Source organism: Candidatus Phytoplasma luffae, from assembly GCF_018024475.1.
Taxonomy (GTDB): Bacteria; Bacillota_I; Bacilli_A; order Acholeplasmatales; family Acholeplasmataceae; genus Phytoplasma; species Phytoplasma luffae.
Map to the genome: position 1 here is coordinate 113,424 of NZ_CP054393.1, position 24,373 is coordinate 137,796.

Genomic DNA, 24,373 nt, shown 5'->3' on the forward strand with positions numbered 1-24,373 from the left:
ATAATATTAACTAATAATACTTGTTTTTAAAAAATTATTTAATAAAGTGCGAGTGTAAGGGTGTTTAGGATCTTTTAAAATTTGTTGAGTAGATGCTTTTTCTATAATTTTACCTTTCAACATAACTATAATATCGTCTGAAATTTCAGAAATAACACTTAAATCATGACTTATAAATAAAACAGCTGTTTGATTTTCTTTTTGCATTTCTTTAATCAAATTCAAAATTTCTTTTTGAACGATAACATCTAAAGCTGTAGTAGCTTCATCGACGATTAATAATTTAGGTTGACAAATTAAAGCTATTGCGATCATTACTCTTTGGCACATTCCGCCAGATAATTGATAAGGGTAACAATTCATAATTTGTTCACAATTATGAATTTTAGTTTTTTTTAACATATTTAAAGCTTTTTCATAAGCTTCTTTATAAGTGATTTCTTGATGAATAAATAAAATTTCCATAATTTGATCTTTTATTTTAAACATGGGGTTTAAACTAGCAACAGGATCTTGAAAAATCATGGATATCTCTTTACCACGAATCTTTTGCATTTTTTTTTCATTAAAATCAGAAATAACTTGATTATTAAAAATAATTTCCCCTTGATGAATTTTTTGTGTTTTTTCAAATAATTTCAAAATAGAATTAGCTGTTTGACTTTTACCACTTCCAGATTCTCCGACTAAACCCAAAGTTTTTCCTTGTTCTAAATAAAAAGAAATACCTTGTACAGCTTTAACTAAACCTTTTTCAGTTTCAAAATAAGTATGTAAATTATTTACTTCTAAAATTTTCATTAATAGCCTCTTTTTTTAGTACATAAAATAAAGTGATTTGGAGAAACTTGATGCCAATCCTTATCTTCTTTTTTCTTATTGTATAAAAAATCATAAGAAGAATTTTCATATTTAGCAATGTATTTTTTGCTTGATATACCATATTCAATCAATTTAGGGATAGAATTTAACAATTCAATTGTATAAGGATGTTGAGGGTTTGTAAAAATTTTTTCTGTTGGGCCTAATTCTACTAATTTACCTAAATACATTATTGCAATTTGATCGCTTAAATATTTAGCAACCCCTAAATCATGAGTAATAAACAATAAAGTTAATTCATAATTTTTCTTTAATTGTTTCAATAATTCCAAAATTTGTTTTTGTATCGTGACATCTAAAGCAGAAACAATTTCATCACAAACAATAAATTTAGGTTCTATAATTAAAGTTCTTGCAATAGCGATTCTTTGTCTTTCGCCACCCGATAATTGAGCAAGAGAACGATTATATAACTCCTCTTTTACGCCGCATTTTTTCATGATATCTAAAATTTTTTGTTTATAAAGAGGATCATTTTTACTTTTTACTAAATTATGTATTAAAAGACCTTCGCCAATGATATCTGATATTAAAATTTTAGGATTCAAAGATAGATAAGGATTTTGGAAAATAATTTGTAAATCTTTGCGGTATTTGCTTAAATCTTTAGTAGATAGTTCGCTTAAATTAATAGATTGCTGTTCTTTATAATAAATAACTTTTCCAGAAGTAGATTTTTCTAATTGCAACAAAGTTTGTCCTAAAGTAGATTTTCCTGAACCCGAACCACCTACTACGGCTAAAGTTTGCCCTTTATGAATAGATAAACTAATATCATCATTAGCTTTTAAAAAAATACTAGATTTCGCAAATAATTTCTTTCTAAAAAAAAATTTAGATAAATTCTTGCACTCGATTAAAATTTGATATTTTTCATTCCGATCTTTCAACATCGATTATTACACTTTCTTATATTTTTATATGTAATCATGATTTAAATAATATCTCAGTCGAAAACACAACTAAAAGCAAAAATATTTATTAAAACAGCATTAAATATTTATTAACTGTTTAAAAAATTATAACACATTTTTTTTGTAATAGTCAAATGTTTTTTTAAAAAAAATAAAAGCAATTACAGAACTGCTTTTAATTATTTCAATCAAAAATAAAATTGCTAAATAAATCCCAAATAAAATATTTAACTTAAAATAACCTATTTTGGGAAAAAGATTTGAATTCTATTTTTTTAAAAAAAGTCTAATTTTGAATTATCTATAAAACAGTTTTGAACCTATCAACTTTAAAAAAATGATTATAATAATTTTTTATAAAAATTAACTGTTTTATTTTAAAAAAAATCAACTATAAAATAGTTGTTTTTTTTTAATAATTATAATTTTAAGTTCTAATAACAAAATATTTAAATTTATTCAAAAAAATATTATTTTCTAGTCATTTTTGTTTCTATAGCTTTTTTACAAACAGCTTCAGCAATTACTTCGGTAACTCTTTTATCAAAAATAGAAGGAACAATATTAGTTTCATGCAATTCTTCGTCTGGAATTAAAGATGTTATTGCTTCAATAGCAACTAATTTCATTTCTTCTGTTATTTTAGTTGCTTTAGCGTCTAAAACGCCTCGGAAAATACCAGGAAAAACTAAAAGGTTATTAATTTGATTTGGGAAATCTGATCTACCTGTAGCTACTACTTTAGCATTACCTTTTTTAGCTTCTTCATATGTTGTAATTTCAGGAACAGGATTGGCTAATGAAAATACTATAGAATCTTTATTCATTGTTTTAATCATCTCAGCGTTTAAAATATTACCTTTAGATACACCAATAACAATATCTTTATTTTTTAGAGCATCATTTAAAAAACCTTTTTCATTATTTAAATTAATTTGCGAAAGTATTTCTCTTTGGTATTTATTCAACCAAGTGCAATCTTTTTGCACAATACCATCTTTATCAACTATAACAATATTTTTAGGTTTTAATAAAAGTAACATTTTAGTTATGGCCATTCCTGCAGAGCCAGAACCTATAACAACTATTTCAACATCTTGCATTCTTTTTTTAACTACCTTTAAAGCGTTTATAATGCCGGCAGCTACAACTATTGCTGTTCCATGTTGATCATCGTGGAAAACAGGAATATCTAATTTTTCTTTTAACTTTTCTTCAATATAAAAACATTCTGGCGCTTTAAAATCTTCTAAATTGATCCCACCAAATATAGAAGAAATCTTAGCAACAATATTAATAATTTCATCTGGGTCTTCAGAATCAATACAAATAGGAAAAGCATCTATATTTCCGAAAGCTTTAAACAAAAAAGATTTTCCTTCCATTACAGGAATAGAAGCTAATGCGCCAATATTTCCTAAACCTAAAACAGCTGTACCATTACTGATAACAGCAACATTATTTCCTTTAGTTGTATATTTATAAACATTTTCTGGATCTTCAGCAATTTTAATACAAGGTTCAGCAACACCTGGAGTATAAGCTAAAGATAAATCATGCATATTATTTACTTCGAATTTATTTTTGATTTCTAATTTTCCTTTGTATTTTTCACAAAGTTTTAAAGCTTCTTCTTTAATATTTATAGACATAATACAAACTTTCCAAATATATTTTATTTATAAAAATAATAACTAAATAATAACTAAATAATAACATTTTTTAAATATTATTTTATATTATTAACATTATCAAATAATTAAATATTTTTAAAAAATAAATGACTAACTATTTTATGATTATTTTCAAAGATTTTGAATTATTAATTCAATTATTCGAAATAATATTTTAAAAAATGTTAACATAATTATTATATATTATTAATAAATCTATTAAGTGTTGTATTTATATATTACTGTTATATTCTTATGCATTCAGATCCAAACCGAAAAGTATAAAATATAAAAATTAAATCTTTTAAAAAAACTAGTAATTTCTTATTATTATCTATAAAAATTTAAAAAAATAAACACACTATAAATAATTTTTTATTAAAATTAATATAAATATAATTTCTTATTTTGAATAAAAATACGAATTATAATAAATATATTGATAAATTAAATAGGTTAAAAACTATATAAACAGAAAAGCGACAAGAGATAAAAAGACCAAAGTTTTATGCATAACATACCACAAATAAATAACAAACCAACAAATAAATGAAATAATCTATAAACTATACCCAGAAGGATACAAATAAAAGAACTATTCTAACCGAAAAAAACTTTATGGAAAGAGGTATACTCGGCAAATTGCTCATAAGATTTGGATAAAGGATAATGCGGAATAACCACTTAAAAATATAAATTCTAAGTTAAAAACCTATATATTCTATCCATATTATCTGATTTATTACTATATTCTATTTTTTAGTATTAAGATTGAAAATCTTTTTTTGTTATAATGAAAATAAATAAGATAGATTTTTTTTAAGGCTGTAATTTTAATTTGCATGCAAAACAATTTCAACTCATTTAAAATTAAATTAAGAATAATCAATAAAAGGTATTATTTAATGTTATTTCAAAAACCAAAAATTATTTACCCTAAAGATAATAAAAATAAAGAAATTTTTATTAAAATAAAAAAGATTTTATATGAAGAAAAATTTCAAAAAGATATTATAGATGAATATGCAATTATTCTTTCTAACGAAAATGAAATAATTGGGGTGATTGGTCGTTATTTAAATAATTTGCGTTGTTTAGTGATACAACCAAAATACCGAAATTATAATTTCGCAAATATTCTAATAGATTTTATGATCAAAAGAATTTATAAAAATAATTTTAAAGAGGTTTTTGTTTTTACTAAATCTATTAATTGTAAAATTTTTAAAAACTTAGGATTTAAAATTATATATAGTAATGATGAATTTAGCTTTTTAACAAATAGATACGATATTTTTACTCAATATTTAGAATATTTAAAACAAGAAAAAGAAGAAAACAATAATAATAGTGCTATAGTTATGAACGCAAACCCCTTGACCAAAGGGCATGAACACTTAATAAAAACAGCTTCTCAAAATAGTGATTTTGTTTATATTATTATGGTTAGTGAAGAAGGGTCTTTGTTTACATATAAAGAACGTTTAGATATGGTAAAGTTAGTTACTCAAAATTATAACAATATTAAAGTTGTAGAAGGTAGTAATTATTTAGTTTCAAAAAACGTTTTCCCTTCTTATTTTTTATCTTCTAAAGAAGAAGTTATTAAAAAACAAATAATTTTGGATTCATTTATTTTTGTTACTCATATAGCTTCTGTTTTAAATATTAAAAAAAGATTTGTAGGAGAAGAACCATTTTCTTTTACTACTAATTTATATAATCAAATTATGAAAGATATATTTCAAAAACAAGGAATAGAATTAGTTATATTGCCAAGATTAAGATATAAAGATAAAGCTATTTCAGCAACTCAAGCAAGAAAATTATTTATAAATAGCAAATTTGAACAAATAGCTGAAATAGTTCCAATTTCAAGTTTGAATTATTTAAAAAATTTAAATCCTGAAAAATATAAAGAAAATAAAAAATTATTAAGTTTAGTAGATAAAAATAATTAATTATTTATTTAAGAATAATAAGGACCCGTTTTATATAGGGATTAAAATTAGACTTTTTTAAAAAAATATTCAAAAACAAATATAATCTTGTTTTTTTAATTGTAACCAAAAAATCATCTATTACATGTATTTATATATAATATATTTTTTTTAAAGAAAAAAATAATAAAAGATTTCTCTTTTCGGAACGCTTTTTTTGCTGTCAAAAATTTTAAACATGTAATTATCAAAAAAACAATTTTTTTCAAAAATTAAAACCCTATCAAAAAAATAATCTAATTTAAAAAATTATCTCTGAAAATTTAAAAACAAAATATACTGCTCAACTTATTTAATCCAATAAATAATAAACAGCTCCTATAATATATTTTCAAATAAACCGACTATAAAAAATTAACTATTTTACTCCACACAAGTAAGTTTCTAAACATATAGTTTTCCATCTATGATTTTGTTTTGTTTTAACATTTTTTTAATTGAATAAAAATCTAAAAAAGTTAATTTTACTATCTTCTTTTTTTTATTTTTGTTATTAATAATCTGATTTTGTTTTATTATTTATTTATACAAAACGATTAATTTCTTTAGATTGTTTATTAGAATTCAACATTATCGTTTTCATTAACTATTCAAATTTTTTTGTTTTAAAAATGATTAAAAATATAAATAAAAGAGACTTTATTTAAAAGTCTCTTTATTTTTTATCTTTTTTTAATTATGTTAATATTTTTTTTTAATGTTATTTTATAAATTTTTTTATCAATATAAAATATATAATTAATTACTTATTTTATTTTTTTGTTCGGTTTCTTTCATTAAAAAATCTATTTCTTCTTTAGTAATTGTTTCTTGTTCTAATAATTTAAAAGTGATTTTATCAAGTAAATTTTTATTTTCTTTGATGATTAACTGTGTTTCTTTATAACATTTATCAATGATTTTTTTAATTTCTTGATCTATAGCTTTTTTATCTGAAAATTCAGAATCTTGAGAAACTCCTAAATCACTCATTTCGTATTTAGTAATCATTAAACGCGCTATTCGTGTAGCTTGTTTAAAATCATCAAAAGCGCCTGAAGAAATATCATCAAAAATTAATTCTTCAGCGACGCGGCCACCTAAATAAGAACTAATATTAGCGTTCATTCTATTTTTAGATGAAAAAAAAGTTTCTTTTTCAGGTATCATTAAGTTATATCCGCCTGAGTTACCTCTAGGAATAATAGTTATTTTTTGTACCTTTTGAGCATGTTTTAATTTTAAACCAATAACTGCGTGGCCAGCTTCATGATAAGCAACCATTTTTCTTTCTTCTTCATTGTATTTAATTGATTTTTTGGCAGCCCCCATTAAAAATCTTTCAACAGCTTCTTCTAATTCAGTCATTGTGATAAAATCTTTTTGATTTCTCACTGTTAAAATAGAAGCTTCATTTAAAATGGCTCCTAATTCCGCACCGCTCATTCCTGGAGTTTGTTTGGCGATTTGTAAGAAATCTACATTAGGATCAATTTTTTTATTCTTTGTATGTACTTTCAAAATTGCTTCACGAGCTTTAACATCAGGAAGTCCTACTGTGAATTTACGATCAAATCTTCCTGGATGTAATAAGGCAGAGTCTAGAATATCTATTCTATTTGTATCAGCCACAACAATTACTCCTTGAGATTTGGTGAAGCCATCCATTTCAGTTAAAAGTTGATTGAGAGTTTGTTCATGTTTATTATCTACTCCACCTCTTTTTTTACCTAAAGCGTCAATTTCATCAATAAATAAAACACAAGGCGCGTTATATCTAGTTTCTTTGAATAAATTTTTTAATTTTTTAGCACCTAACCCTACTAGGATACCATCTATTTCTGAACCAGAAACAGAATAAAAAGAAACTCCTGCCTCACCAGCTAAGGCTTTAGCGAGTAAGGTTTTACCAGTTCCTGGCGGGCCTTCCAATAAAACACCTTTGGGAATTGAAGCGCCAATTTTTGAATATTTTTGAGGTTGTTTCAAAAAATCAATTAATTCTTTCATTTCTTCTTTTTCTTCTTCATTGCCGGCAACATCTTCGAAGGTAAATTGAGATTTTTTATTAATTATGTTTTAAAAATTCAAAGATTTCATATCTTGTTTTAAAGAATTAAAAATATAAATTAAAAAAATAACTGATGAAAGGCTACTTAATAATTCAATAGATAAAGTAAAAATATTACATTTGTTTTTGTAATTAATACTAATATTTTGACTATCATTTATTTTAAATTTTTCTAATGCTTCTAAAAATTTTATATAAATTAAACCATCCATTTCAGAATAAAATATTTTTTTGAATTAATATTTTTGGATTGGATTTTTTTACAAAAACCAGTTCTTAAAAGGCTATCTGATATTTCTATAATATCTATTTCGCAAAATTGAGAAATGTTATCAATCATTTGATAAGGATCTATTTTTGCCCCCGATTACAATAAATATTATAAAACTCATAACTAAATATTGACACAAAAAAAACAATAACTGAAAACAATATATATTTAATTTTTTGATTCATTTCAATTCATTAACTCTCTTTATTGTTATTCATCATCATCATTAATATAACTATCTATTCCTGTTTGTTCTTGGATAATGTTTTGGTTTAACTTAGATTTAATTTTGTCTAAAGATGTTTGTATTGAAATATAGTTTGTTTCGTTGTATAAAGTTGAGTCTGTTTCGGCTTTTTTATAAATTTGTTCTAATGATTTAAAGTGTTCCATACATTCTTTATAATATTGGTTTTGGATTTTAAAATTGTTTTCATTTTCTAAAAATTCGTTTTCTTTTTCTAAAATTTCTTCAGCTTTTTTTCTAAAATTTTGCGATATTCAATTGCTTCAAAGTTTTGTAAATATATATCAGCATCTGAGATAAACTTGTTTTCAATGTTTTCGTTTTTTTCTTGATCAATTTGCATTAAATCTATTTTTTTAGTTTTTAAATTAAATCTTAACGCTATCAATAAACCTTCTTTTTGTAATAATAACATTTCTTTTTCGCTTTTTTGTTTTTCTTTGTCTTTTTCTTTCTTTTCTTTGTCTTTTTGATTTATATTTTTTTTAGCATCAAAATATAAATTTAATATTTTCGTTTTGTAAATTTTAGTATTTTCTTCTAAACTATTATCTTGGGTACAATTTGTTAATAAAACAGTCAATTCGGAATCTAATGATTGTTTTATTTGTCGGAAGTCGTTTATTTGTCTTTGGTTTGTTCTATTAGTTTCTTCCAAATTTTCTTGCTCTTTGTTTAAATTTTCTTTTGTTGATGGTATGATCTTTTCTAAAATTTTAATTTCTTCTTCCAATTTATTTCTATTAGAAATATTTTTTTTGATGAAACAAAATTATTATCCAAAACATTATCATTTGAAGAATTATAAAAGAAAATCGAACATAAATAAGTTGAAAGCGCTAAAACAATGAAAGTTAAAAACATAATAATTAATATTATTTTTTTATTCTTTTTGATAATATTTTTGATACTGTCTTTTTCCATCTGCTAATTCCTTTCTAATTTTTTTATCTGCACGCTGTTTGTTTTTATAAAAATATTCAAATAATAATTTAAAAAAATTATGCATAGTAAAATTAATTTACTAAATAATAAAACTACATCTAAATTTTTATCTGGAATAAATTTCTTTAATTCTTCTGGTAAATTATTTTTATAATTTTCTTCTAATTGTTCATTTTCTTCCTTTTTTTGGTAATTATAATCATTCCATAAATATATTCCAATTTCTAATATTGAGAAAAATGTAATTAATATTATTAAAATTTATTTTTTATATTAATATTCATTTTTAAAACCTTTCTCTTTTTATTTTTTTATATCTATTATTCAAAATATAAATATAAAACGAATATTAACTTAGATTTTAACAAAAAAAAGCAATTAATATTTTTTTAATCTCGGTTTATTTAATAAAATATTAATATTCTTTTAAATATAAGATTTCATTTTTTAATTTAATATATTAACTTCATTTTGGATGGGAAGTTTTTATTGATTTTTTTTAATGTTTTATATTTTAAAAACAGTTTATTAAATCTTTTGATTGTGTTTATTTGTTTTAAATAAAAAAATATTAAAATCATTAACATCTTTTTAATTTTTAATGATTTTTTTTAAATTTCTTTTTTTGTTTAAAAAATTAATTTAAGATTTGGTTATAAAAAAACCAAATCTTAAATTAAATAAGATTTGGTTTGTTTAATTTTTATAGCTATTAATACTTAATTAATAGTTTTCTGAAAAATAATCTAATGTTTTAATCACATAATTTTTTGGTTGATTTTCCTGATATTGAATTATTTCGGGATAGAAATATTTTCATTTTTTGTTCAATAAAGTTTAATAATGATTGCAAAGAATGATTTTGTTGAATAACACAAATTTTGGCGCTTCTATTACATAAAAAACAAATTCTTCTCTTTTTGTTAAGAAATTCTCTTTTTATATATTCATGTTTTATATTTATTAAGTCAAAATCTAAAAATATTAAAATAAATTCTTTTTCTTCTAATTCGATTAATTTATTTTTGATAATTTTTAATAAATTTTCATTTCCAGTATTTAAAATTATATTTAAATAAATACCTGCATAATCTTTTAAAAATACTTGTTTTTCATTTGAATAAATAATTTTTAAATTTTGTAAAAAAGGCAATAAAATTTTATTAATTATTTTTTTAAAAAACATATCATACAAAGGTTTATTTTTATTTATTCCTGGGATATTTAAATTAGCCGTCAATAAACCTTTTTGATATTTATTTAAAATTTCTTTTTGTTTTAAATATCGTTTTTCTCTAGAAATTAAAATTTTTATTTTCATATTAATATTCATCGAATTATAATATTAAAGTTTTCATATATTAATTTTATAAAGTGAAAGGTTTTATTTTATAAACAACATCTATTAAAGTTTTGTCACGATATTCAATTAAAGCGACAATTTTATTTTTATCATATTCTATTTGTTCAGGCGCACCAGTAATTTTATATGCTAAATCACGTAAATATTCTATACTTTTTAAAGGTACTTGTGCATCAGTTAAAATTTTAATTAAATCTTTTCTTAAGGGGTTAACAGCTATTCCTGCATCAGTAACTACAATATCAATTGTATTGCCTGGTGTTACTATTGTATTTACTTTATTTGTTACAGAAGGTATTCTACCTCTTATTAATGGTAAAGCTACTATAGAAATATCGCTTCCAAAAGCGACATCAGAATGGCCGCCAGAAGCTCCTCTTATATAACCATCTGATCCAGTTATAACATTACAATCAAAATTGACATCTATTTCTAAAGCGCTTAAAACTCCGAAATTTAATTTGTTAACTGCGCAACCTTTAATAAAAGGATTAGCGTAAAAAGCAGAAGATATCTCTAAATGTTTTTCATAATTTTCTTCAATAGATTGAACAGCGTCTAAATCAAAAGATTGAACATCTAATAATTTATCTACCAAACCTTGTTTTAAAAATTCTACTTGTGATTTGATGATGCCTCCTAAAAAAAAGGAAGCTTTAATATTTTTTTTTAACATTTCTTCTTTTAAAATCATTAAAGACGCTTGTGAAGCACCGCCAGTACCAGTTTGAAAAGAAAAATTATTTTTAAAATAAGGAGTGTTTGTAATAACTTTAACAATATTTTCTGCTATTTTTATTTCTTTTGGATTAAAAGTAGTATGGATTTCGTTTGAAGCAATTTTAGAAGAATCGCCGATATAATCTACTTTAACTACATAATCAACATAAATTTGAGAAATAGAAACAGGGCTATTTGGGTAAGGAACCAAATTATCAGTTATAACAATTACTTTATCAGCATATTGAGCATCTACTAAAGCATAACCTAAAGAACCTACACAAGAGATACCATGTTTCCCATTAGAATTTCCCATTTCATCACTACTAGAAACTGATAAAAAAGCTATATCAATTTTTGATTCTCTATTCATAATAGCTCTCGCTCTTCCGCCATGAGAACGTATAATAGCTGGTTTTAGTAAAATTCCTTCTGAAATTGAATCACCTAATTCACCTCTCAAACCAGAACCTTCTAAACCAATTATTACACCTTTTTTAATGTAATCAACTAAACATTCGTGAGACTTAGTAAAAGAAGAAGCCGAAATAGTTAAATTTTTTATATTTAATTGATCAATGATTTTCATAACTTGTTCAACTGTTTGATCGCCATGCCTAAAATGATGATGAAAAGAAATAGTCATTCCATCCTTCAAACCACTTTTTACAATTGCTTCTTTTAAAGAAGGAACAATTTTATTTTTTTTTATTTCTCTAGAAAAATTTTTTTGTTCTTGGGGGATAAAACTGTTGTATTCAAAATTATAATTTTTTCGAAGTTTGTTAAGGATTTCATTATTTATATTTGACATAATTTGAATTTTAACCTTTTTTTATATTTTGTATAATATATATTTTTTTAAAATATAAAAAATATATAGTAATTAAATTAAAGGATTTTTTATATTTGCTTTTGCTATAATATTTTCTGCATTTTCTATAATAGGTTTATCTATCATTTGTCCATCAATAGAAAAAACTCCTTTATTATGTTTTTTATATTTTTTGTATTCGTTTAAAATTTTTAAAGAATCAGATATCTCTTTTTCGCTAGGAGTAAAAATTTTATTAATAATAGGTAATTGATTAGGATGGATAGCGGATTTACCATTAAAACCTAATTCTTTTACAAATTGAGCTTCTTTAGCTAACCCTTTTAAATCTTGTACATTGCCATAAATACAATCAAAAGCATCAATATTCGCTGCTCTAGCGGCATGTAATATCATTTGACGCGCAAATAATAATTCGTGTCTTGAATCTGTTTTTGTTGCTTGTAAATTTAATAAATAATCAACCCCGCCTAAAGCAATTCCAACAACTCTTTTTGAAGCGGTTGCGATTTCATAAGCATTTAAAATACCTTTTGCACTTTCTAAAGCGCAAAATAAATTAATTTTTGTTGTTTTATTAAATTGTTTTTCTAATTTTTCTATATCATTTACAACTTTTAATACATCTTCTTTAGTTTCTACTTTGGGCAAACGTAATAAATTTGTTTTTGATTGCGAAATCATAACTTTCAAATCTTCTTCATAAAAAATTGTATCAAAATGATTAATTCTTACAGCTACCTCTATGTTATATTGATTATAATCAAAAAAATTAATCATATTTTTGGTTAATTCTCTTGCAGAATCTTTTTCTTCAATACTAATAGAATCTTCTAAATCAAACATTACAGTATCAACTTCATAAGAAATAATATCTTTAAATAAAGAAGATGTATTTCCTGGAGCAAATAACATAGTTTTTCTATTTTTTTTCATTTTATTTATTCTCGCTATTTAAAATTTCAATATTTTTTGTTAATCTATCCAAAGCTGTAACAATTCTAGATTTTATAACTTCATCAATTGCGCCTTGATCTTGAATTACTAAATTGCAAGTAGTGATATTTCTTTCTTGAAGGATATCTAAGCATAATTTTTTGATTCTTTTTCCAAATTGGCGAATAAAAGGAGATTCGATCGAAATATTAACCTTATTATCATTATTAGGTTCAATAGTTACCAAACAATCGCTAGATTCTAAAGAGCCACAAAATACTATTTTATTAGAATCGATATTTTCATAATTATTACTCATTTAAAAAATTACCTTCTTTTTTGAATTATTTTTTTCATAATTTTTAAATATTCCATTGCTAAATTAGATATTATCTTTTCATCTACTATATCAGATGCGCCCCCTAAAACACCAGTAATACCTACGGCTAAAACTCCAGAATCAAAATAAGATTCCATATTATATAAATTAATACCACCAGTAGCTAATATTTTAAAATTAGGAAAAGGACTTTTTATTAATTTTAAAGTTTCTGGTGTTAAAGAAGTTGCGGGATAAAATTTAAATATTTGTGCTCCTTGCTCAGTCGCATGATACATTTCATTAACAGTCATAACACCTGGTATATACAAAATATCATTTTCTAAAGACCATTTTAAAATTTCTTTATTATAAACAGGAGATACTAAATATTGAGCTCCCTTTTCTATAGACTTTTTGGCTTCGTCCAAAGTTAAAACAGTTCCTGCCCCAATACAAGCATCAGGATATTTTTCACTATTTTCTTTTATTAATTGATAAGCATTAGGAACGGTTAAAGTTATTTCAGCAAAAAGAAAACCGTTTTCTAATGTGTTTTTTAATACTTTTTGAGCATTTTCATAAGTTTTAGTTCTCACTATGACACTCAAAGGATTTAATTTTAATTTTTTTATATGTTTTTGAATGTTTTCCATTTATTCAATTACCTTTTTTTGTTAATTTTTATATTAAATTTAGCATTATAAAAAAAATAAATTTTATTATTAAAATCATTTATAAAAATAAAATAAAAATAAAGTAACAACAGAAAGATCAGCGCAACCACCAGGTGATATATTCTGTTTTTTATAAAAATTATTGTTTTTTATAATTTTATTTAAAAAAACTTCGAAATTTATATTTTCCAAAATATAAATTAATTCTTGAAATTGTTCTTTTATTTCTTGAGTGTTTTGATAACCTATTTTTGAAATTAAAGTAGTATCATCGATTTCTTTTAAATAAAAAATTAATAAACATAAATATAATTCGTTTTTTTTTAAATATGGATATTTATCAAAACATTTTTTTGCAAAAGGCAAACCTTTTGCAAAAATGTTTTGATACCCTGATAAGGCTTCGCCACGAGCACCTAATATACCATATTGTTTAAATATTATTTCGCCTTTAGTTTTATCTTTAAAAAACAAAAAATCATTTTCTAAAGGTTTTGCAAATTGTTTTATTTTATCGCTCCAATAACAAAAATCAATATTATGAATTAAACTATGAAAAACTACATAAAAAATTATGCCAAAATTAAAAATTAATCCTTTTTGAGTATTAATATTATTAGTAGCTTTAAACATTCTTTGTTCTTGGCGAATACCTGCTAATTTTAATTGAGCAAAGTTTAATTCTTCAAAATCCATACATAAAACACTTATTTCTAAAAAATAAGCATAAAAGGTGTCTTTAGATTTTAAAAAAGTATCGATATTCATATCCAAATGACAACCTGAATCTCTAAAAGAAACAAGACCTAAAGATGGATAACATAATAATTCTGTTTCTATAGAATTAATAGCTATATCTATTAAAAAATGTTTAATTTCTTTTTTATTAAATGAATCAATTTGAAATTTTTTTTTAAAATCTGTTAAATATTTCATTGAGTTTAACATTTTTTTAATAATTTCTTACGATGCGAAAGTATACACTATAGGAAAAATAATACTAGTAACAATAACAACAATATCACCGCCTATACGCGTAGATATTTGAGCATAAGGCATTAATTTTTTTGAATCAGCAGCTTCTAAAATAGCTATATTACCAGCTCCACCTATACTATTGGCACAAAGTCCAGCAGCAATAGAAGATTGAACAGGATAATAACCTATTAGATTACCTATAATAGCTGCAGTTGAAGCTGTAGTAATAACACATAATAAACAAGTAATTATAAAAGATATATTTTGAAAGTTATCTATTAATATTTTGAAATCTAACTTTGTACCAACAAGAACCAAAATAGCGTCAGAAAAAGTAGTTGTTACAAATTTAGAGGCTTGATTTGCTCTTTCGATGTAATATGAAGGGATTAAATTAAAAAATCTTAATAAAAAAATTAATAATACTAAAAAAACAATAACAGGTGGAAATAAATGAGTTATATCAAATGTAGTAAATAATTTTAATAATGAATTTGTTGATATTAAAGTTAAATGTCTTAAGAAAGCACTTACAACATATAAAGATAAAATAATTATAAAACCAGTTTTTATTTTGTCATAACTAATACTTTCTTCTTTTGGATTTTGTTTTGTATTAATATTTTTGTTTTCAGAAAATATTTCTTTTTCAAGTTCTCCGTTTAGAGAGCTATATTTACTTTTACCAAAAATACATTTAATCAATCCGCCCATAATAACACTTATAATACCACCCATTATTAAAGAAGGTAGAATAATAGGTGAAAATTTTTCCGCCAATGTACCATTTCCTTGACTCATTATTGTTTTAAGAGGGATTATACCACATGTAATACCTCCACAAGAAATAGGAATAAAAATAAAGAAAATAGTGTTCCAAAATGAATATTTGTTATTTAGTTCAGGTATTGTTTTGGTGATATTTTCTGTAGGATTCAAAAAATAACCTACTAGTCCGATTACTGAAGCTGATATAAATAAAGAAATAATAACTAATGGTAAAAATTTTTTAACGGTTTTTTTTAAAGCGTTTTGATCAATACTTAAAAGACTACCAACCACTAAAAAAGCAACAAAAAATTCGGAAAATCCCATCTTAGAATTCTCATTTATAAATTTTTGATTTTCTTTAAATATTTCTGTAAATTTCATCCATTGTTGAGAATCAGTTTTATAACTAAAAATAAACGAAGGAACAAGTAAACACAAAATAGCTCCACCGCCTATATTTCTTAAAATAGGAGTATTATTTCCGATTTTTTTGAATATACCACCCAAAAGCATCGTAAATAAGAACATAAATATCATTTTATGCCATATATTTAAATTAAATTCTTTTAAATCTAATGCTTTTTTATCAATTTCGCTTTTAAAAGCGAAATAAGTTGTAATACAAAATATAATTAAACTACCTATAATTATATAAATAGAACAACCCAAGATATTAATTTTTTTATTTTTATTATTCAACATAATATATTTAAATAATATTCTTCTTTCTTATAAAGTTTTTCAGAGTATAATTTAGAGATAAATCATGCATATTGTTTACTTCGAATTTATTTTTAATTTATAATTTTCCTTTGTATTTCATACAAATTTTCAAAACTTCTTCTTTGAAATTTATATACATAATAAACCTATACTTTCCAAATATATTTCATTTATAAAAAAATAACTAGTTTAATAACATTTTTTAAATATTATTCTATATTATGCGCATTATTAAATAATTAAATATTTTTAAAAAATAAATAATTGACGTTTTTCGAAGATTTTGAATTACTAATTTAATTATTTAAAATAATATTTTCAAAACGTTAACATAATTATTATATATTATTTATATAATTTAAAAATTTATTATATATTATGTTTATATTTTTATAAAATAAAAAAATTACTATAAAAAATATAAACATAAGTTAAATTTAATTAATATTTTAAAAAAAGATTGATAATTCAAAATATTTTTAAAATAAGATTTTTAGTTTCTAGAAAATTATTAAAAATTCTTCCTTTTTAGAAACTCGCTAGCAAAATTTTATAAGCGTTAAAATTTATATCCATTAAATATTTTTTATATTCTTATTTTAGTTGTTAAAAATAACCTTAGAAAATTTCTTTCTGGTTCTCTTTTGATAATCATTTTTATGTTTTTTTAATACTATAAAGTTCTTTATTCACAATAATAAATAATTTAAACAAAACTTTAAATAACTTATGAAATTATCTAAATAATCAAAAAAAATTTAAATATATCTAATTTTTTTGGTGTCCTAATTATTCAAATATAAATTCAAAATAAAAAAATATTTATTATTTAATATTTTTTTTGATTATAAAAACAAAAAATATTAAAATAAAATGTTAAAATATTATATAATTATATTTTAATTTTAAAAGATTGAAAATATGAAAATATCCAATTTTCCAACAATAAAAAGGAAAAAAATATATGAAGACAAAAAAAATTTTAGATAATATCGAAACTTTAGCGAAAGACGAAGAATTAACCAAAGAACAAGTTTTAGAAGCTTTTGAAAAAAGTTTAATTTCAGGTTGCAAAAAACATTGCCAAGTGAAGAGTTGTCGTTTAACATTTAATAAAAATTATGAAGAATATTCTTTATATAAAGAATATTTAGTTACAAATTCAGATAACGTAATAGAAGAAAACGAAAATATTGATTATAAAAAAATAACTACTATTAATTTAGAAGAAGCTCGCAAAATTAAAAAAAATGCTAAAATAGGAGATATTATCCAAATCGAAGTGGACCCTAAACAATTTAATTTTTATGCTTGTAAAGATTTAAAAAATAAATTAAACGAAGAAATAATTAAATTTAAAAGAGAAAATATTTATAATTTTTTTAAAAACTATGAAAATAAATTAATTAGCGGAAAAATAATTTCTATTAATGAAAAATTTTTCACTTTAGAATTAGAAAAACAAACACAAGCTCTTTTGTTAAAAAAAGAAACACTTAAAAATGATAATTTTTCATTAAATGAAAGAATTCAAGTTTACGTGATTGAAGTTCAAAAAACAAATAAGTTACCGAAAATTTTTATTAGTAGAACTCACGTTAATTATGTTTTAGAAATTTTTAAAGAAGTTATTCCCGAAATTCAAGAAGGATTAATAGAAATTATAAGCATCGCTCGCGAACCTTCTACAAGAGTAAAAATAGGTTTATTATCACGAAATCCAGATATTGACGCTGTTGGTTCTTGTATTGGAGAAAAAAGCAACAGAATCAAAAACATTACTAAAATTTTAAAAGGTGAAAAAATTGACTTATTTTTATGGAGCGACGATCCTAAAAAATTAATTAATAACGCTTTACAACCTGCTAAAATTAATGAAATACAAATTATTGATTTAGACAAAAAAATAGCTTCTGTTTTAATAGATAAAGAACAATTCTCTTTAGCTATTGGGAAATCTGGTAATAATATTAGATTAGCTACTCAAGTTACCAAATGGAATATCACATTAGATAAAAATGTTTAATTTTATTTTCTTTGGATATGAAAAACAGAAAAAACCATTACTAAATGTTCTAACAAATAAAAAAATCAAATTAATATTTTAAAATAATTAAAAACAGAAAAATAAGATGGTTTGTAAACAAAATAATAAAGAGCTAACCGAGATGATATGGGGATTTTTAGAATTTTTTGTTGCTTTTTTTAGTGGTTGGTATTTTTTTAAGTATTGATCAAAAAACTTTAACAAAAGCTGTTTTAAAAGTTTTACCATTAGTTATTATTTCTTTGTTTATATCATCTTTAGTAATTGGAATAAATAACCTGTTAATTTCAAACAAGAGTTAATCATCAAAAAATAATATATAATATACTAGGATGGATTAAGGTATAAAAATAAAATTTTCATACTTACACACATTTTGATTTATCGATGTAATTATTTAAAAAAATATAATCAAAACCAAAGAAAGATAAACAAAACAGATATGAATAAAAAAAATAAGAAAGATAATAAGGATTTAACAAATCCAATCAAAGTTAAAAGTTATATTTTCAATCCTAAACATACTGTTCAAGAATTAGCTGAGATTTTAGAAGTTTCTAATATTTTTTTAATCAAAAAATTTATAGAATTAGATATAAAAACTAATATTAATCAAGTAATAGATAAAGAAAAAATACAAAAATTAGGCGAATATTTAGATATAGAAATAATTTTTGATCTAAAAAAAACAAAAGAAGAAAAAAAAGAAACAAAAGAAGAAAAAAAAGAAGAAAAAAAAGAAGAAAAAAAAGAAGAAAAAATCAAAACTAATAATAAAAATTCAACACCCAAAGTGCCAATCGTTATTATTATGGGTCATGTAGATCATGGTAAGACTACCTTATTAGATACTATTAGAAAAACTCATTTAGTGGATAAAGAATTTGGTGGAATAACTCAACATATTGGTGCTTATGAAATTAATTACAATAAACAAAAAATTACTTTTATAGATAGTCCTGGTCATGAAGATTTTTTTAAAATGCGTTCTCGCGGGACTCAAGTAACTGATATTTGTCTTTTAATAGTTGCTGCTGATGACGGAGTAAAACCGCAAACAATAGAATCTGTTAAACATGCTCAAAAAGCGCAAGTAGAAATAATTGTTGTTATTAATAAAATAGATAAATTAAATAATAAAAAAGACAATATTATGAGTGATTTATCTAATTTAGGATTAACTCCAGAAGAATGGGGCGGTAAAACTCCTTATATGGAAATATCTGCTTTGAAAAAAACAGGTATAGATGAATTATTACAAATGATTTTATTAGTAAGTGAAATAAATAATATACAAACAGACCTTACTAAAAATTCCAAAGGGGTTGTTTTAGAAGCTTTTTTAGATAAAAACAAAGGACCTTCGGCAACTTTTATACCATCGCAAGGAATTTTAAAAATAGGGGATATTGTTATTGTCGGTAATAACACTTATGGTAAAATCCGTTCTATGCAGGACGATTTAAAAAAAAACATAAAAGAAGCTTATCCTTCGCAACCTGTTTTAGTATCAGGTTTAGATTCTGTACCACAAGCAGGAGATATATTTGAAGTCATCCAAGATAAAAAAATAGCTAAAAAAATTATTGAAGAAAAAAAACAAATATTAAAAGAACAAAACTTACAAAATCAAAGTTCTAATAATACACATGATAATATTTTAGTAGCTAAAAAAGAAAATGAAAATAAATTTTTAAATGTTATAGTTAAAGCTGATACACAAGGCAGTTTGGAAGTTATAGTAGAAAACCTAAATAAATTATCTATTCAAAATATAAAAGTTAATATTATTAAAGCTTCAATAGGAATGTTAAATGAAAGTGATATTGATTTAGCTCAAACTTTTAAATCTTTATTAATTAATTTTAACAATCCTATTAATCAATATTTATTAAAAAAAATCCAAGACAACAAAATAGAAATTCAAAATCATAATATTATTTATAAGTTAATAGAAAATATAATTTTAGAAATTAAAAAATTAATAGAACCGATTTTAGAAGAAAAAGTCACAGGACAAGCTGAAATTAAAAAAATATTTAGTATTAGTTCTGTCGGCAATATAGCAGGTTGTTATGTTACCAAAGGTATTATTAATAATAATTCTTTAGCTAAAGTGATCCGTAATAATAAAGTCATTTATAAAGGTAAAATTAAATCTTTAAAACATTTAAAAAATAATATTAATAGCGCCAATCAAGGGCATGAATGTGGTATTTTATTAGATAATTTTAATAATTTTGAAATTAATGATATAATAGAAGCATCTAAGATAGAGAAGGTAAAATATGAGTAATATAAATATTTCTAACAAAAGAAGAGCAAGTTTAATTCATGAATTATTAGTAAATATAATAAATGATTCCATAAAAGATGAAAAAATAGGTTATATAAATTTAACTGATGTCGAACTTTCTAACGATTTATCTTTTTGTAAAATTTTTTTCACTATTTTAAACGATACACAAGAAAATATAGAGTTATCTTTTAAAATTTTAGAAGAAAATAAAAAAGAAATTCGTTTAAAATTAGCTAGTGAAATTCAAAATATGAAAAAAATTCCTAATTTAATATTTAAATATGACGAATCTTTGACCTATGGTAAAAAAATTGATAAACTTTTAGACAATATCATAAAATAGTTCAAAAATAAAAAAAAGATAAATAGCGATATTTATCTCTTTTTTTTTATTTTTGATATTTTTTTTAAATAAAAATAAAATATATAAAAAAAGGCCAAATGATAATATGATGTTTGCAAAAATTATAGTAGATCACAAAATTCCTTATTCTTATCAATATTTTGATTATATAATTCCCGAAAATAAAAAAAACAAAGCCCAAAGAGGAATGAGAGTGATTGTTCCTTTTGGTCGTAATAATAATTTTCGTTTAGGTTATATTTTACAAATAAAAAATACTAGTGATCACGCTACAAAAAATATTGAAGAATTTTTAGATGAGACGCCTTTTTTAAACGAAGAAATGTTTTTGTTAACAGAAGAAATATTAAAAACCCCTTTTATTGATATTTCTACCGCTTATAATATTATAATTCCTAGAAGTTTTTCCACTACTTATTCCCAAAAAATAGATATTTTAAAAGAATCAGAATTACCTTCAGAAATCAAAAATTATTTAATGCAAAAAAAAGGAATTTTAAACTTCAAAAATAAATTCATCTCTAGACAAGAATTAATAAAGTTACAAAACAAAAAAATTATCAAAATTAACATCATTATAGATAAAAAACATCATTGTCCTAAGCCTCAAATTTTGTATTATTTGAACCCTTGTTTAGAAGAAATTCAAAATATAAAATTAACCCCTTTAAATAAAAAAAAAATAAATAATTTTTCTCAACAAATGAAAAAAAATAAATCTCTTTATTTAAATAAAAAAGAAATTTTGAATTTTTTTTCTCCTAAAATGTTAAATAAATTATTAATGCAAAAAATAATTTTAACAAAATTTCAAAAATTAAATTCAAACAAAGAAATAAATTATACACCTAATAACGATATATTATTAAATAAAAAACAAATTTTTTTTTGGGAACAATTAAATTTTGAAAATTATCATAATTATTTACTATATTATGATCATTACGATGACAAAATAAAAATATATTTAAAATTAATCGAACACTCTTTAAAAAATAAAAAACAAGTTTTAATTATAGTGGCGGAAATTATTTTAATAAATCTTTTAAAAAAAGAAATCCAAAAATATTTCCCTTATACTTTGATAGCTATTTTTGATAACGATTTTAATTTAGAAACAAATTATCAAAAAAACATTGATATCCAACAACAAAAAATTTTTATCATCATCGGCGCACGAAAAATTATTTTTGCTCCTTTAACTAAAATAGGAGTTATTATTATCGATGAAGAAAATGATGAATCTTTAATCGAAAAAGAAAAACATCCTCATTACAGCGTTAAAGAATTAGCTATGATCCGAGCCAAATATCATCAAATTCCTTTAATTTGTTTTACCACAACACCTTCGGTAGAAAATTATTATAACATCAAAAAGAAAAAAATTTCTTTTTTTGATTTAACTAATATTCAAAAGAAAAAAAATATTCAAATAGTGGATATGAAAGAAGAATTAAAAAAAGGAAATTTAGAACCTTTATCTTCTATATTATTAAAAAAATTAAAATATAATATAAAAGAAAAACAAAAAACTATTTTATTTATCAATATTAAAGGTTTTGCTCCTTTTGTTTTATGTCGTTTTTGTAGTTATATTCCTAAATGTAAAAAATGTAATCAAAATTTGATTTTATTTAATAATCCTGAAAACATTTTAAAATGTAATTTATGTAATTATAAAGAAATATTTAACCCTTGTTGTAATAATTGTTCCAATAATTCTTTAAAAAACGTAATGTTAGGAATTGAATATATAGAATCTTTTTTAAAAAAGAAATTTCCATCTATTGAATTAGCTAGAATAGATTCTGATTCTATTAAAAATAATCAAACTTATCAAGAAATTTTAAATAATTTAGAAAAAAATAAAATTGATATTTTATTAGGAACAGAAATGATAGTTAAAAATTTAAAATTACCATTTATTAAAACGATAGGTATTTTAATGACTGATGTTCTTTTAAATATGCGTAATTTTAAAGCAACAGAAAAAACTTTTCAAATATTAAAAAAAATATCTAATTATACTTCTGAAAAAGGAGAAATGATTATTCAAAGTTATAATACAAAACATTATATTTTACAAAAATTCAATTATGATAATATATTTTCTTTTTTAGAACAAATATTAGAAGAAAGGAAAATAACAAATAATCCTCCTTTTAATTTTGTGAGTAAAATTTTAATAGTTCATAAAAAAATATCTAAAGTTTTAAATGTTTCTCAAAAAATTAAAAAAATATTAGAAAACCATTTAGAATATAAAATCAAAGTTTTAGGGCCTAATCATTCTTTATTATTTTATAAAAATCAAAACTACAGAATGTTATTAACTTTAAAATATACAAATTGGCCTTTGAATTTAAATTTTATCATTGAAAATAATTTACATGAAAATTGTTATATCTTATTTGATCGTTTTAATAATATAATTTAAATTTATCAAAATTCTTTAATATTTCATTAAATATTAATATTTACTAACTTTATTAATTATTTAGGAAGTTTTATAAAAATAATACAGACAAAAAGGAGAGAATAAAGTGGTTTTGAGATAACTTCATCTTCAAAAAAAGAAATGTGATACCGTAGTGAGAGAAATTATGTATAGAAAATTGTACGATTGGAAACTTTTGCTCGTGCGGTTTGGAGTGGTGCTAGTTCATAATAATCATTTAGACATATAAAACCCAAATTACAACAAATTACAACCTGTATAATTTATCGCTATAATAAATAATATTAATTAGATAATATTTGAAACAAAATAAAAAGATCATTTTTATTTAAAAAAGATGATCTTTTTATTATTAAAATAATTTTTTTATTATTATTTTTTATTATAAAAAATAAATGCTATTGAAGATAACGCTATTACCGCTATTATTATTTTTATTGTATTGGAATTTTCTTTTTTTTGTTCTTCAATTTGTTCTTTTAATTGTTAGTTTTGTTCTTTGAATTGTTTTTCTAATTCTTTTTGTTGTGTTTTATCAGTTACTGGGTCAGCTGATGAGTTAGTTTCTGAGTCATTTGATGAGTTGACTGCTTTGTTATCTGCTTTCAAAAAATTATTATTACTAATTGTTAAAAATAAAATAAATATAAAACAAAATAATCCAAATCTTAAAAGTGGTTTATTTTTAATATTTGTGTTCAAAAGATAATCTCTCCTTTTAATATATTTATATTGTTTGTTTAAAAAACAATACTATTAAAAGTATGAATTAAAAAAAAAAAAAAAACAATTAATAAGAGATAAACACCAAAGATTTCAATATAAGGAATTATTTAAAAAATAGCAATACACCATATAATCATCCAAACCATATAAATCAATAAAGTGTAGTTTAATTTAT

General features: G+C 22.1%; 21 protein-coding genes. 5 read left to right on the forward strand and 16 right to left on the reverse strand.

Going from position 1 to position 24,373, the window contains the following annotated elements; translation table 11 throughout:
- Positions 1-6: 6 nt before the first annotated feature.
- The 3 genes from LFWB_RS00560 to LFWB_RS00570 all read right to left on the reverse strand — a co-directional run bounded on the left by LFWB_RS00560 (position 7) and on the right by LFWB_RS00570 (position 3,442).
- Positions 7-801: an ABC transporter ATP-binding protein gene (locus LFWB_RS00560; RefSeq protein ID WP_210954758.1), complete on the reverse strand. Its 795-nt coding sequence runs from the start codon at positions 799-801 to the stop codon at positions 7-9.
- On the reverse strand, positions 801-1,775 hold the full coding sequence (locus LFWB_RS00565; protein WP_210954759.1) for an ATP-binding cassette domain-containing protein: 975 nt from the start codon (positions 1,773-1,775) through the stop codon (positions 801-803). The genes LFWB_RS00560 and LFWB_RS00565 overlap by 1 nt, the downstream gene beginning before the upstream one ends.
- A 491-nt stretch (positions 1,776-2,266) precedes the next feature.
- Positions 2,267-3,442: an NAD(P)-dependent malic enzyme gene (locus LFWB_RS00570; protein ID WP_210954920.1), complete on the reverse strand. Its 1,176-nt coding sequence runs from the start codon at positions 3,440-3,442 to the stop codon at positions 2,267-2,269.
- 932 nt (positions 3,443-4,374) lie between these two features.
- Between LFWB_RS00570 and LFWB_RS00575 the strand changes: the two genes are divergently transcribed.
- Positions 4,375-5,430 (forward strand): GNAT family N-acetyltransferase, encoded by a 1,056-nt coding sequence (locus LFWB_RS00575; protein WP_210954760.1) that lies wholly within the window; start codon positions 4,375-4,377, stop codon positions 5,428-5,430.
- A gap of 777 nt (positions 5,431-6,207) precedes the next feature.
- Here LFWB_RS00575 and LFWB_RS00580 read toward each other — a convergent pair.
- The 12 genes from LFWB_RS00580 to LFWB_RS00630 form a co-directional block, all read right to left on the reverse strand.
- A complete protein-coding gene (locus LFWB_RS00580; RefSeq protein ID WP_210954761.1) occupies positions 6,208-7,458 on the reverse strand; it encodes an ATP-dependent metallopeptidase FtsH/Yme1/Tma family protein in 1,251 nt (416 codons plus the stop codon).
- A 69-nt stretch (positions 7,459-7,527) separates the two neighbouring features.
- Positions 7,528-7,731 carry a hypothetical protein gene (locus tag LFWB_RS00585; protein WP_210954762.1) on the reverse strand — a complete coding sequence of 68 codons (204 nt, stop codon included), beginning with the start codon at positions 7,729-7,731 and terminating at the stop codon, positions 7,528-7,530.
- Between the two features lie 269 nt (positions 7,732-8,000).
- A complete protein-coding gene (locus tag LFWB_RS00590; protein ID WP_210954763.1) occupies positions 8,001-8,183 on the reverse strand; it encodes a hypothetical protein in 183 nt (60 codons plus the stop codon).
- A gap of 68 nt (positions 8,184-8,251) precedes the next feature.
- A complete protein-coding gene (locus LFWB_RS00595; RefSeq protein WP_210954764.1) occupies positions 8,252-8,770 on the reverse strand; it encodes a hypothetical protein in 519 nt (172 codons plus the stop codon).
- A gap of 150 nt (positions 8,771-8,920) precedes the next feature.
- A complete protein-coding gene (locus LFWB_RS03915) occupies positions 8,921-9,046 on the reverse strand; it encodes a hypothetical protein (RefSeq protein WP_281411834.1) in 126 nt (41 codons plus the stop codon).
- 690 nt (positions 9,047-9,736) lie between these two features.
- Positions 9,737-10,303 carry a citrate lyase holo-[acyl-carrier protein] synthase gene (locus tag LFWB_RS00600; RefSeq protein WP_210954765.1) on the reverse strand — a complete coding sequence of 189 codons (567 nt, stop codon included), beginning with the start codon at positions 10,301-10,303 and terminating at the stop codon, positions 9,737-9,739.
- Positions 10,304-10,349: 46 nt separating this feature from the next.
- On the reverse strand, positions 10,350-11,879 hold the full coding sequence (citF, locus tag LFWB_RS00605; RefSeq protein WP_210954766.1) for a citrate lyase subunit alpha: 1,530 nt from the start codon (positions 11,877-11,879) through the stop codon (positions 10,350-10,352).
- Between the two features lie 72 nt (positions 11,880-11,951).
- Positions 11,952-12,836 carry an HpcH/HpaI aldolase/citrate lyase family protein gene (locus LFWB_RS00610; protein ID WP_210954767.1) on the reverse strand — a complete coding sequence of 295 codons (885 nt, stop codon included), beginning with the start codon at positions 12,834-12,836 and terminating at the stop codon, positions 11,952-11,954.
- A gap of 1 nt (position 12,837) precedes the next feature.
- Positions 12,838-13,155 carry a citrate lyase acyl carrier protein gene (citD, locus tag LFWB_RS00615; RefSeq protein WP_210954768.1) on the reverse strand — a complete coding sequence of 106 codons (318 nt, stop codon included), beginning with the start codon at positions 13,153-13,155 and terminating at the stop codon, positions 12,838-12,840.
- A gap of 8 nt (positions 13,156-13,163) precedes the next feature.
- Positions 13,164-13,811 carry a bifunctional 4-hydroxy-2-oxoglutarate aldolase/2-dehydro-3-deoxy-phosphogluconate aldolase gene (locus LFWB_RS00620; RefSeq protein WP_210954769.1) on the reverse strand — a complete coding sequence of 216 codons (648 nt, stop codon included), beginning with the start codon at positions 13,809-13,811 and terminating at the stop codon, positions 13,164-13,166.
- A 75-nt stretch (positions 13,812-13,886) separates the two neighbouring features.
- The gene (locus LFWB_RS00625; protein ID WP_210954770.1) at positions 13,887-14,768 is read right to left on the reverse strand and encodes a triphosphoribosyl-dephospho-CoA synthase; all 882 of its coding nucleotides are present in this window, start codon (positions 14,766-14,768) and stop codon (positions 13,887-13,889) included.
- A 27-nt stretch (positions 14,769-14,795) separates the two neighbouring features.
- Entirely contained in the window at positions 14,796-16,283 is a 1,488-nt protein-coding gene (locus LFWB_RS00630) for a 2-hydroxycarboxylate transporter family protein (RefSeq protein WP_210954771.1), read from the reverse strand.
- Positions 16,284-17,268: 985 nt separating this feature from the next.
- Between LFWB_RS00630 and nusA the strand changes: the two genes are divergently transcribed.
- The 4 genes from nusA to priA all read left to right on the forward strand — a co-directional run bounded on the left by nusA (position 17,269) and on the right by priA (position 23,451).
- Positions 17,269-18,330, forward strand: a complete 1,062-nt coding sequence (gene nusA, locus LFWB_RS00635) for a transcription termination factor NusA (protein WP_210954772.1) — start codon at positions 17,269-17,271, stop codon at positions 18,328-18,330.
- Positions 18,331-18,793: 463 nt separating this feature from the next.
- Positions 18,794-20,647 (forward strand): translation initiation factor IF-2, encoded by a 1,854-nt coding sequence (gene infB, locus LFWB_RS00640; RefSeq protein WP_210954773.1) that lies wholly within the window; start codon positions 18,794-18,796, stop codon positions 20,645-20,647.
- Positions 20,640-20,993, forward strand: coding sequence for a 30S ribosome-binding factor RbfA (rbfA, locus tag LFWB_RS00645; protein WP_246454228.1), 354 nt, complete (start codon positions 20,640-20,642; stop codon positions 20,991-20,993). The genes infB and rbfA overlap by 8 nt, the downstream gene beginning before the upstream one ends.
- A 109-nt stretch (positions 20,994-21,102) precedes the next feature.
- Complete coding sequence (priA, locus tag LFWB_RS00650; RefSeq protein ID WP_210954774.1) at positions 21,103-23,451, forward strand: replication restart helicase PriA; 2,349 nt, start codon at positions 21,103-21,105, stop codon at positions 23,449-23,451.
- A gap of 507 nt (positions 23,452-23,958) precedes the next feature.
- Here the strand turns inward: priA and LFWB_RS00655 are convergent.
- Complete coding sequence (locus LFWB_RS00655; RefSeq protein WP_210954775.1) at positions 23,959-24,174, reverse strand: hypothetical protein; 216 nt, start codon at positions 24,172-24,174, stop codon at positions 23,959-23,961.
- Positions 24,175-24,373 lie beyond the last annotated feature (199 nt).